Origin of the sequence: Pseudoalteromonas sp. PAR1 (assembly GCF_947311895.1) — a bacterium.
Classification (GTDB): Bacteria; Pseudomonadota; Gammaproteobacteria; order Enterobacterales; family Alteromonadaceae; genus Pseudoalteromonas; species Pseudoalteromonas lipolytica_C.
This window is the reverse complement of record NZ_CAMZMY010000025.1, coordinates 49,767-61,839: the sequence shown is the minus strand read 5'-3', so window position 1 is coordinate 61,839 and position 12,073 is coordinate 49,767. Positions and strand designations below refer to the sequence as shown.

Sequence of the window (12,073 nt, the reverse complement as noted above, 5' to 3'; positions counted from 1 at the left end):
TTAAGCTAAAACTTACCCCAAACTACTATGGCGCATTATGACGCCGTTGGGGAGTGGAGAGAGTCCATTCCATTAATCCGCTTAATTAAGTAGACTATTTTGAGGCAATAAAACCTCGTTGATAACAAGGCAAAAATTTCGTTATTTAGTTGTTCTAAATGAGAAATTTTTAACGCAGTTAGCGACAGGTTTAATCCCTCAAAATGATTAAGTATTATTGCGGGTTGGTATTAAGGCACAAACTTAATAGGCACGCTGTCTTTGTTGGCTTCGTGCTCTGTGACTCTGGCTTGATATTGTTGCCAAAGCGCATCATGATTTGCTTGTAGATCAGCTAAGTAATGCCAGCTAAACAAGCCACTATTATGATTATCGCTAAATATCAGTCGAATTGCATAATGGCCAACCGGCTCAATTTTACTAATTCCTACTTGCTGTTTGCCAAGCACCAGTTTCATCTGCTCATTACCGTGGCCTTGTACTTCAGCAGATGGTGAGTGAACACGCAGAAATTCAGCACTAAATTGGGCAATAGTCTGATCATCAAAATGAACATCTAATACTTTACTAACGCTGTGATAATGCACTTTAGTGACTTCTTTCATGTGAGCCTCGAATCTACGATTTATATACTAAAAAGCCTCCAACTGGAGGCTTTTTAGTATAACGCTAATTTGTTGATTAAAGAATGAAACGGCTTAAGTCTTCATCTTCAACAAGTGCACCTAAATGCTGTTCAACGTAATTGGCATCAATTGTTAGTGTTGAACCTGCTTTTTCTGAGGCATCAAATGAAATTTCTTCCATTAGTTTTTCCATCACTGTGTGTAAGCGACGCGCACCGATGTTTTCGGTTTTTTCATTTACCTGCCAAGCCGCTTTCGCGATACGCTCAATTGCATCATCGGTAAACTCAACCTCAACTTGCTCTGTTTTTAACAGCTCACGTTGTTGCTCAGTTAATGAAGCATGAGGCTCAGTTAAGATACGTTTAAAGTCATCAGCACTTAGTGCTTCAAGCTCAACGCGGATTGGTAAACGACCTTGTAGCTCTGGGATCATGTCTGATGGTTTAGCCATTTGGAATGCGCCAGATGCAATAAACAACATGTGGTCAGTTTTAACCATGCCGTGTTTAGTGCTTACTGTTGAGCCTTCGATTAATGGTAGTAAGTCGCGTTGTACACCTTCGCGGCTAACATCAGGGCCAGACGCTTCACCACGTTTACAGATTTTATCGATCTCATCGATAAACACGATACCGTTTTGCTCTACCGCGAAGATAGCTTGTTCTTTTAACTCTTCAGGGTTAACAAGTTTTGCAGCTTCTTCTTCAACTAATAGTTTGAAGGCTTCTTTAATTTTTAACTTACGCTTACTGCGCTTGTCGCCACCCATGTTTTGGAACATGCTCTGAAGCTGGTTGGTCATTTCTTCCATACCTGGAGGAGCCATGATCTCAACATTTGGCTGAGCTTGTGCAACATCGATATCGATTTCTTTATCGTCTAATTGGCCTTCACGTAATTTCTTACGGAAAGATTGACGAGTCGAAGAGTTTTCTTCAGTTTTTGATTCACCAAAGGTGTCGCGCGCTGGTGGTAGTAGGGCATCTAAAATGCGCTCTTCTGCCGCTTCTTCAGCACGGTGCTTAAATTTCTTAGTTTGCTGTTCGCGGGTCATTTTAATTGAAATATCCACTAAATCACGGATGATAGTTTCAACTTCTTTACCAACATAGCCCACTTCTGTGAATTTGGTTGCTTCAACCTTAATGAAAGGCGCATTAGCAAGTTTTGCAAGGCGGCGAGCAATTTCAGTTTTACCCACACCAGTAGGACCAATCATTAAAATGTTTTTTGGTGTTACTTCGGCGCGTAGCTCGTCGCTTAGTTGCATACGGCGCCAGCGATTACGAAGCGCGATTGAAACTGCTTTTTTAGCTTTAGCTTGGCCGATAATGTGTTGATCTAGCTCGTGAACGATTTCTCTTGGCGTCATCTCAGACATGGCAGTTCCTATTACAATTCTTCAATAGTTTGGAAATTATTCGTGAATACGCAGATGTTGCCGGCAATAGTTAGGCTTTTCTCTACAATTTCACGTGCACTTAGGTCGGTGTTTTCAAGAAGCGCTGTGGCTGCTGATTGTGCGAAGTTACCACCACTGCCAATCGCAATTAGGTCATTTTCTGGCTGCACAACATCACCGTTACCTGTGATGATCAATGACGCAGTTTCGTCTGCAACTGCTAAGAGTGCTTCGAGTTTTCGAAGTGCACGGTCACTACGCCAATCTTTGGCCATTTCAACGGCTGCCTTAGTCAGGTTACCTTGGTGCATTTCTAGTTTGCTTTCAAATCGTTCGAAAAGGGTGAAGGCATCAGCAGTACCGCCAGCGAAACCAGCGATTACTTTGCCATTATAAAGACGTCGAACTTTGCGGGCGTTGCCCTTCATTACGGTATTACCAAGTGAAACTTGGCCGTCGCCACCAATTACGACCTTGTCGTCGCGGCGTACACTTACAATAGTGGTCATGATTATTCCTCATCATCGAGCGGCAAAGCCGCTCGTAAAAAGCGATTGATGAGGTGTTTATATGGGTGAATGAACTAAAATCAAGTCCAAAGCCAAATTCCGCAGCCCATTATTTTGATACGTTTAAGTTTATTTTTATCGCTTTCGGCCAAACGTTTGGTTTCGTAAGGGCCTAAACGCACTTTATACCAAACACCATTGCTGCCTTGGGTTTTCTTTACCTCGGCAACCAAGCCGGCAAAAGCGATTTTAGCTTTTAATGTTTGTGCTTGCTCTAAGGTTCTAAAAGAACCGCATTGCATTACATACGGGCCCTTTTGTTCAATCTCTTTTACTTCAACCTGAACTTCGTGCTCTTTAATCTCTTTGATAAATTCAGGTGTTTTAGGTGGCGGAATAACAGTTTCTTCTTGTTTAGTCGGATTGGCTTGTTGTTCCACAAGTTCAGGGTCAGCATTATGTTTGATATACCATAAGCCATAGCTAAACCCGCCTACTAAAATAAGCGCGATTAAAATTAGAATAATAGGAAATGGCTTTTTCGCCGGAGCCTGCTTTTTATTTCTATTTGCTGGTTTTTTATTAATGTAATCGTGTTGTGCCATGACTCTTTTATTGGCCTTTAAATCATATCTATCGGATCAACGTCTAGGCTCCAACGCACTTTTTGCGCTAATTTGCTGGTGCTTATGTAGTCGACCATTTGCGCTAAATATTGGTGCAAGTGGGAGCGTTCCTGCGCCTGAATATGTAATTGAAAGCGATACTTACCAGCCACACGTTCCAGTGGCGCAGGTATCGGACCGAGCAATTGTATACCAGATACGTTCTGGACAGGAACCAAATCAGTTAAAAAATCGACCACTTGATTAATGTTATGTCCTTCGGCGCGCACCATAGCCATATTGGTAATGGGTGGAAGCTGAGCCTCTTCGCGCTCTGTCAGGGCATAGCGGGCAAAATCCTGATAGCCATTGTTGACTAAATCTTGTAGTAATGGATGCTCAGGAAAATGGGTTTGCAATAATACTTGCCCAGGTTCACCACTTCGACCAGCACGGCCTGCCACTTGCGTGACAAGTTGCGCTAAATGCTCGGTAGCGCGAAAGTCGCACGAATATAAACCGCTGTCGACGTCTAAGATTAAAACCAGGCTAACATCAGCAAAGTGGTGGCCTTTTGCTAACATTTGCGTACCAACGAGGATACGCGCACCGCCTTGGTTAATATCATCAAGGGCCTTTTCTAAGCTGCCTTTACGACGAGTTGAATCTCGGTCGATACGACTAATCGGAATATCAGGAAAGGTTTGTGTTAAAAACTCTTCGATTTGTTCAGTACCTTTACCATTTGGAAAAATCTGCGTGCTGCCGCAATCGGGGCATTGATGAGGCACCTGATGTTGCTCACCACAGTGGTGACAAATCATCTGGCCAATGGCTTTATGAAAGGTTGCACTGGTGCTACAACGTGAGCACTCACTTAGCCAGCCACACTCATGGCATATAAGGGTAGGCGAAAAACCGCGACGGTTTAAAAACACCATTACTTGTTTGCCACGCTCTAAATGTTGGCGCATATAGGCAAGGCTTGCATGGGCAATTCCGGCTTGCTCTGGCTGACCTTTCATGTCCATTAGTTGAAACTGGTTATCGGTGCTGGTTTGGGCGCGCTCAGTGAGGCTCAACAGCTGATATTTGTTATTAATTGCTTTATGTAAGGTCTCAAGTGCCGGTGTGGCACTACCTAGAACGAGCACAATATTATGCTGGTATGCTCTATAAGCGGCTAGGTCTCTAGCATGATAGCGCAATGTATCTTGTTGCTTAAACGAGCTGTCGTGCTCTTCATCAACGATGATCATGCCAAGTGATAAAAAAGGTAAGAAAATACTCGAACGTGTGCCGATCACTATGGCGCAGCTGCCTTTTTCACAGAAACGCCAGGTCTGTAAGCGTTCGTTATCTGTCAGTGCGGAGTGCCAGAGCATAATCGGTGTATCAGGAAAGCGACGACGAAAACGATTAACCGTTTGTGGTGTTAAGCCAATTTCAGGCACTAATACTAGGGCTTGTTGGCCCTTTTTAAGTACTTCTTCTAGGCATTGCAAATACACTTCGGTTTTACCACTTCCGGTAACCCCTTCAAGTAAAAAGCTGGTAAAGCCGTTAGCTTGATTAATGCTGGTACACGCCACAGCTTGTTCTTTATTAAGTACAGGTTTGCTACCTACTGTCGGCGGGCGTTGCTGCCACTGGTTATCATGTTCGATAAACTGAGTGATCAGTTGTTTGTCGAGCAGGCTATCGATGGTTTTTTTTGTAAATCCGAGTGCTTTTAATTCTGTAACCGATGATTTGCCCGATTCGGCTAGCTGCTTTAATAAACTTAACTGGGTTTTTGCTTTTAGCGACGGCAGCTTTGCACCTTTTTCGGTCAGCTCAACCATGTTAATGCTGGTTTTATCAGGGCATTCGCCTTGTCTTAATGCAGCCGGAAGTGCCGTATGAATGGTTTCACCCAATGGATAACAGTAGTAGCGTGCAGTGAATTTCAGAAGCGCTAAATGTTGCTCAGATAAAACTGGCGTGTCGTCTATTACGTCTATAATCGGCTTTATTTTGTCAGCGGGAACATCGGTTGATGTTTTTAGAGCCAACACCACTGCAACCTTTTTTTGACTACCAAATGGCACGCGAACGCGCATGCCTGGCTTTAACTCAGGGCTGTGCAGCAGCTGTTCAACTTTATAATCGAAGGTACGCTGTAAAGGGACTTTTATGGCAACTTCTACAAAGTGCATAACAACTCTACTGAAACAAAGACGGAAAGATAATGTACTAAAATTACGGTTAAAAACCTACCAACAAATACTGAACAACAAGCCACTTGATTATTTTTTTAGCGAAATATGTATTTAAAGCTTGTCGCAAGGTCACTTGAGCTATAAAATACGCGGCCTATTAATTGTATTAACTGCGTATGGTGCCAGACTTCGGGTTTGGAGAGCGATACGGCCTTAACTAGAGGTTCCCTATGAAAGAAGGTATTCACCCTAAGTACGAAGCTATCACTGCAACTTGTTCATGTGGTAACAAATTCGAAACTAGCTCAACTCTTTGTAAAGACATCCACTTAGACGTATGTTCTGAGTGTCACCCGTTTTACACTGGTAAGCAAAAGATTTTAGACACTGGCGGCCGTGTTGATCGTTTCAACAAGCGCTTCGGTGCACTTAGCAGCAAGAAGTAATTTCTGCTGTTTAGTTAAAGGAAGCACCTTAGGGTGCTTTTTTTATGGCTAAAATTCACAAAATTCGTTATTAACGCTGACACTTACTTATCATCTTCACTCATTTCCTTTGCATAACTATTTCTGGCTGTTATGCCCATTATGTCGTTAATTGTAGAGACAAAGTGCCACCCCTTGGCTATATTCTTTTTTGTATAAATGAGTATACCAATCCGCAATAATACTTAATCATTTTGAGGGATTAAACCTGTCGCTACCTGCGTTAAAAATTTCTGATTTAGAACACAACTAAATAACGAAATTTTTGCCTTGCTATCAACAAGGTTTCATTGCCTCAAAATAGACTACTTAATTAAGCGTATTGGTATCTAAAAGCTATTAAAAATAATAAATTTAAATAATTTCGTGAGTAAATGCTGTGAACTTCGTTGAAATGGCTGTTTTGGGCTAATTTCGGCTATTTGCAGTGTTCGTGCATATAAAATACAAAAACACGCGCTTAAAAGGCCATAAATAGGTTAATTTTTATGTTTGATTAATCGCAACTATGCACAGAAATTGTTGGGAAATCCTTTAAAATTAAGCGATATAGCTTATAACAGGATAGACCTGATAATACTTGGAATTTTTATACATTACAGGTATCGTACTGATGCAAGCTCTCTCACTTTTTAACTTTTTGCAGGATACTATCGCGTTATGTCAGATTTTCGTGAAAAAGCATTACATTACCACGCTCACCCCGTTCCAGGTAAAATTAGTGTTGAACTAACTAAGCCAGCCGAAACGGTTAACGATCTCGCTTTAGCTTATAGCCCAGGTGTGGCTGAACCAGTCCGCGAAATTGCTGCTGATCCAGCAAATGCCTATAAGTACACAGGTAAAGGTAACATGGTTGCGGTTATTTCAAACGGTACCGCAATTCTAGGATTAGGTAACTTAGGCCCGCTTGCATCAAAACCTGTAATGGAAGGTAAAGCGTTACTATTCAAACGTTTTGCTGGCCTTGATTCAATTGATATTGAAGTAAAACACCGCACAACAGAAGACTTCATTAATACGGTTGCTAACATCGCTGATACGTTTGGTGGTATCAATCTAGAAGATATTAAAGCGCCAGAGTGTTTTGAAATCGAAAAAGCGCTTATCGAGCGTTGCGATATTCCAGTTTTCCACGATGACCAACATGGCACTGCTATTGTTACCGCTGCTGGTATGCTTAATGCCCTTGAAGTACAAGGTAAAGACATCGAAGATGCAATTATCGTATGTTTAGGTGCCGGTGCAGCTGCAGTTGCTTGTATGGAGCTATTAATAAAATGTGGCGCACTGCGTGAGCACATCTATATGCTTGACCGTAAAGGTGTGATCCACACTCGTCGTGATGACTTAAATGAGTATAAGCAATTATTTGCTAACAATACTGATAAGCGTACATTACAAGACGTTATTGCTGATGCTGATGTGTTTGTAGGTGTATCTGGTCCTAATCTATTAACTGCCGATGATCTTAAACTGATGGCAGATAAGCCTGTGGTGTTTGCGTGTTCAAACCCAGATCCTGAGATTGCCCCAGAAGTTGCACACAGTGCACGTAACGATTTAATTATGGCAACGGGGCGTTCAGACTTCCCTAACCAAGTGAATAACGTGCTTTGTTTCCCGTTTATTTTCCGTGGTGCGCTAGATGTGCGAGCAACGGCAATTAATGATGAAATGAAAATTGCAGCTGTGCATGCTATTCGAAGCATTGCAAAAGAGCCTGTACCAAGCGAAGTATTAAAAGCGGCTGGCGTTGAGTCACTAGAGTTTGGTGCCGAGTACATCATTCCTAAGCCAATGGACCCGCGTTTATTACCTCGTATTGCTCGTGCTGTTGCTGAGGCGGCAGTAGAGTCAGGGGTTGCGCAAATTGAGATGCCAGAAGATTACATGCGTTAAACTTAATTAACGCTAATAAAAAAACTCAGCCTAAGCTGAGTTTTTTTATGCCTGTGGCTATCGGCGGTGATCCGATGGCCGAAATACTTACTCTGAATCAAGAACAGGGATATCTAACCCCATTTCTTGCATAATCTTTTTAACTTCTTCTGGCACCTTTTCAGGGTTGTCTTTACGAAGGTCATCGTCATTTGGTAATGGTTGACCTGTAAAAGCATGTAGGAAAGCTTCACACAATAACTCACTATTCGTCGCATGACGTAAGTTATTGATCTGACGACGTGTACGTTCATCAGTTAATACTTTTAATACATTAAGTGGGATCGATACGGTAATCTTTTTTACTTGTTCTGATTTTTTACCGTGTTCTGCATATGGGTGAATGTATTCACCGTTCCATTTAGCCATAAGTTATTTCGTTGCCTCGGTTGTCAGTTATTTACGCGAGATACCAATTCAAAATAGAACACTTCGTAAAGGTAATTAGTATTTCTCATCGCGCAAGATGCGGAAATTCTATCTCTTTAAAAAAGATAGTCAAATACTAGTTATTTAGCCATCTAGTAGTGTAAATGTATAAACTTCTATTGTGAGCTATAAATACTTTGACTTCTCATAGTCGATCATCTAACCTTTTAGACGTCTAAACATCCAATTTATGAATAGGTGATGAAATGAGTGAAAAAAATAAAGCGACGATAGCGGTTCGTCACGGCATCGAAGCCGATAAGCATCATGGTGCGGTTGTGCCACCTCTATACTTATCAACCACCTATTCATTTGCTGACTTTGATACTAAACGCCAGTATGACTATGGCCGCAGTGGTAATCCGAATCGCGATATCTTAGCTGAAACTTTAGCTGAGCTTGAAGGGGGTGCAAGAGGCATTATTACTGCAACAGGTATGTCTGCAGTGCATTTAGCAACTCAGCTGTTAAACAGTGATGACACACTGGTTATTCCACATGACTGTTATGGCGGTAGTTACCGTTTATTCACCTCGCTTGAAAAACGTGGCCTGTTAAAACTAAAAGTTTTGGATTTAACTAAAACTGAAAATCTCCAAGAAATTTTAGCGATTAAACCTAAGTTGATTTGGATTGAAACGCCAAGTAACCCAATCTTGCGTTTAACAGATATTAAAGTAATTACTAGTATTGCTAAGCAGTGTGGTGCTTTGGTTGCGGCTGACAACACCTTCTTATCACCTGCATTACAAAACCCCATTGAGTTTGGTGTTGATATTGTTGTGCACTCAACCACTAAATATATTAATGGTCACTCTGATGTAGTGGGCGGTGCAGTGATTGCTGCAACGCAAGAGCTAGGCGATGAGCTTGCTTGGTGGGCGAATAACATTGGTATTACTGGTGCACCATTTGATAGCTACTTAACCCTTCGTGGTTTACGTACTTTAAATGTACGTTTGAAGCAGCACCAAGAAAATGCCTTTGCAATTGCTGAGTATTTAGAAAACTCACCTTATGTAAGCCAAGTTTATTATCCAGGCCTTTCTTCACACCCACAGCATGAGCTTGCTAAAGCACAGCAACGCGGTTTTGGTGGCATGGTGAGCTTTGATATTAAAGGCGACATTAACGATGCCGCAGCGTTTTTAACAAGCCTTAAAGACTTTAGCCTTGCTGAGTCGCTTGGTGGGGTAGAGAGCTTGATTTGTCACCCTGCAACGATGACACACGCAGGTATGGAGCCTAAAGCCCGTCTTGAAGCTGGTGTCGGTGATACCCTTATTCGTATTTCTGTAGGCATTGAAGACGTAAAAGACCTTATTGCCGATTTAGACCGTGTTTTTAATTTAGTAAAACCAGGTCAAGGCCAGCAAGTTACAAAAGCTGAAGTTAAGCAAACACAGCAAGATACACAACAAAACGCGTCATTTAAGTTAACGCCAGCACATACGGCATTGTGGTAGAAAAATGGTAAATATTGTTCATAAATTTGGTGGCTCAAGCTTAAGCTCGGCAGAACGCTATCATGCGGTGGCTAACATTGTTTTAGCGAATACGGAGCAGGGCGATTGCGTAGTTGTATCGGCATCGGGTAAAACAACCGATACTTTAGTAAAGCTTTGGCAAAGTTACCAGCAGCAAGATAGCCAAGCTGTTAGCGATATTCTACTGCTTATTGATAATAATCAACGTGCGCTTATTGAGCAGTTACTTACAGGCCAAAATAAACAACAGGCGTTGGCACAGTTAAAAGATGAACTTGCTGTATTAAACGAATTAATTAGTCAGCAACAGTTACTTGAAGCACCTTTACTTGCACATGGTGAAGTGTGGTCGGCGCGCTTATTGGCGGCTTACTTAAATCAGTTGGGTATTGCTGCACAAGATGTTGATGCAAGGCAGCTATTTACTTTAAATGATGGTCAGCTTTTACATCAAAAAAACCAGCAGCAATGCAGCGATACTATTAGCAAATCACATATCAACGTAGTAACGGGCTTTATTGCCGCAGATTGCCAAGGTAATACGGTTACTTTAGGCCGTAATGGCAGTGATTACAGCGCCACATTACTGGCCAGTTATACTTTTGCTAAACAAGTGTCTATTTGGACAGACACACAAGGGGTATTTAGCACTGACCCTCGTAAGGTTAAAAATGCGGTTAAATACGCCAAGGTATGTCGTGAGCAAGCAAACTTATTAGCGCGCTTAGGCAACCCAGTACTGCATGCAAAGACGTTATCGCCGTTAAAAGACTCAGAAATCAAACTCGTAGTTAGAAGTAGTTTTGATTGCGATGCCACGCCAACCGAAGTGGTAAAAGAAGGCTATAGCAAAGCAAAACGTTTTATTACTACCTTAGATAACATCGATTTATTACGCGTTGATAAACTAAGTAGTGGTGAAGTAGGTGAGCTAAGCCAATTAATTCAACACAGCTTGCATCACTTTGTTAAAGAAGGTGATACCTACTTGTTAGTGCCTGGTCAAAGTACTCATCAGATTGTCAGCCATTTAGCGGGTCGCGCCAATATTGTAGAGTCTAATTTAAGCGGTTGTGCGGTAGTTGCACCGACTGCTGATATCGGTGCTCTTGCAGAGCAAGCAACAGCGCTTTTAAAAGAGCAGAGCATTCATCCTCGTTTTGTACAGCAAGACGATAACTATGTGTTGATCTTAAATGATCAAGCAATTGATAGTGATGTTTTAACTCTTCTACATGACAAGTTGGTAAACAAAGGCCAAGAGCTGGCCATTATAGTTGCTGGCCTTGGTAATGTGGGTGAAGTGTTCTTATCGCAACTTCAAGCTCAGTTTGCTCGTTTATCTGCCCATTATAAAGTAAAGGTGGTTGCTCTTCTTCGCTCTAAGCAAATGCTATTTAGTGCCAGTGGTTTAAATACTGAAACATGGCAAGAGCAGTGGCACAATGAAGCGCAAAGCTACGACAAAGCTGAATTATTAGCGCGTATCAATGAGCTTGATTATGAGCATAAAGTGATAATTGATATCACAGCGAGTGAGGCTTTTAGTCAGTTGTATCCTGATTTTGTAGAGCTTAACTGTCATCTGATCAGTGCAAATAAATATGCGGGTACCGCTGCAAACGATTGGTATCAAGCACTGCGTAGTCAATTAGCTGAGCGAAATCTGTTATGGCGTTATAACACCAGTGTTGGCGCAGGTTTACCGATTAACTTTGCTTTGGCTGATTTACAAAATAGTGGTGACAGCATTAACCGTATTGAAGGGGTATTCTCGGGTACTTTATCGTGGTTATGTAGCAGTTATGATGGCAAGGTGCCGTTTTCTGATTTAGTGCTACAAGCACAGCAAATGGGTTACACAGAGCCTGATCCTCGAGAAGATTTATCTGGCCGCGATATGCAGCGTAAACTGCTTATTTTAGCGCGAGATTTAGGGCTAGATTTAGAGCTTGATGACATTGCTCTAACACCACTTATGCCAGCAGCACTGGCAGCAGGTAGCTGGCAAGATTTTCTTGCAAACAAACAGCTGCTCGATGAATTCATGACAGAAAAAGCAGCTCAAGCTGCGGCAGAAGATAAAGTAGTGCGCTACACAGGTGCTATCACACTTGTTGATGGCAAGGTTCAGGCACAGGTAGGTTTAGTCTATGTTAGCAAAGATGATGTGCTAGCAAGTCTTAAACCGGGCGATAACATCTTTGTGATTAATTCACAGTGGTATACAGACAATGCATTAGTGATCCAAGGGCCTGGAGCGGGTAAAGAAGTTACCGCGGCAGGGGTTCATTCAGATCTGTATTGGCTGGTGAATAACTTAAAATAATTTTGCTGATCTTAGTTTTAATGGCTAAGCAAAAAGCGCCCCATGGGCGCTTTTTT

General features: G+C 42.0%; 10 protein-coding genes. 4 read left to right on the top strand and 6 right to left on the bottom strand.

The window, feature by feature from the left end; all coding sequences use genetic code 11:
• Positions 1 to 230: 230 nt before the first annotated feature.
• The 5 genes from QL229_RS17415 to priA all read right to left on the bottom strand — a co-directional run bounded on the left by QL229_RS17415 (position 231) and on the right by priA (position 5,343).
• Positions 231 to 605, bottom strand: a complete 375-nt coding sequence (locus tag QL229_RS17415) for a gamma-butyrobetaine hydroxylase-like domain-containing protein (RefSeq protein ID WP_281547232.1) — start codon at positions 603 to 605, stop codon at positions 231 to 233.
• Positions 606 to 681: 76 nt separating this feature from the next.
• Positions 682 to 2,010, bottom strand: coding sequence for an HslU--HslV peptidase ATPase subunit (hslU, locus tag QL229_RS17410; protein ID WP_135922753.1), 1,329 nt, complete (start codon positions 2,008 to 2,010; stop codon positions 682 to 684).
• Positions 2,011 to 2,021: 11 nt separating this feature from the next.
• Entirely contained in the window at positions 2,022 to 2,540 is a 519-nt protein-coding gene (gene hslV / locus QL229_RS17405; RefSeq protein ID WP_008115012.1) for an ATP-dependent protease subunit HslV, read from the bottom strand.
• 80 nt (positions 2,541 to 2,620) lie between these two features.
• Complete coding sequence (locus tag QL229_RS17400) at positions 2,621 to 3,145, bottom strand: SPOR domain-containing protein (protein WP_135922752.1); 525 nt, start codon at positions 3,143 to 3,145, stop codon at positions 2,621 to 2,623.
• A 17-nt stretch (positions 3,146 to 3,162) separates the two neighbouring features.
• A complete protein-coding gene (priA, locus tag QL229_RS17395) occupies positions 3,163 to 5,343 on the bottom strand; it encodes a primosomal protein N' (protein WP_281547231.1) in 2,181 nt (726 codons plus the stop codon).
• A 233-nt stretch (positions 5,344 to 5,576) separates the two neighbouring features.
• On the opposite strand from priA, the gene rpmE reads away from it, so the two are divergent.
• Positions 5,577 to 5,792 carry a 50S ribosomal protein L31 gene (rpmE, locus tag QL229_RS17390; RefSeq protein ID WP_036973208.1) on the top strand — a complete coding sequence of 72 codons (216 nt, stop codon included), beginning with the start codon at positions 5,577 to 5,579 and terminating at the stop codon, positions 5,790 to 5,792.
• 699 nt (positions 5,793 to 6,491) lie between these two features.
• On the top strand, positions 6,492 to 7,733 hold the full coding sequence (locus tag QL229_RS17385; protein ID WP_135922750.1) for a malic enzyme-like NAD(P)-binding protein: 1,242 nt from the start codon (positions 6,492 to 6,494) through the stop codon (positions 7,731 to 7,733).
• Between the two features lie 87 nt (positions 7,734 to 7,820).
• On the opposite strand, the gene metJ is transcribed toward QL229_RS17385, so the two are convergent.
• Positions 7,821 to 8,141, bottom strand: a complete 321-nt coding sequence (metJ, locus tag QL229_RS17380; protein ID WP_054563330.1) for a met regulon transcriptional regulator MetJ — start codon at positions 8,139 to 8,141, stop codon at positions 7,821 to 7,823.
• 266 nt (positions 8,142 to 8,407) lie between these two features.
• Here metJ and metB point away from each other — a divergent pair, with 266 nt between their 5' ends.
• Positions 8,408 to 9,667 carry a cystathionine gamma-synthase gene (gene metB, locus QL229_RS17375; protein ID WP_281547230.1) on the top strand — a complete coding sequence of 420 codons (1,260 nt, stop codon included), beginning with the start codon at positions 8,408 to 8,410 and terminating at the stop codon, positions 9,665 to 9,667.
• A gap of 4 nt (positions 9,668 to 9,671) precedes the next feature.
• Positions 9,672 to 12,017: a bifunctional aspartate kinase/homoserine dehydrogenase II gene (gene metL, locus QL229_RS17370; RefSeq protein ID WP_281547229.1), complete on the top strand. Its 2,346-nt coding sequence runs from the start codon at positions 9,672 to 9,674 to the stop codon at positions 12,015 to 12,017.
• Positions 12,018 to 12,073 lie beyond the last annotated feature (56 nt).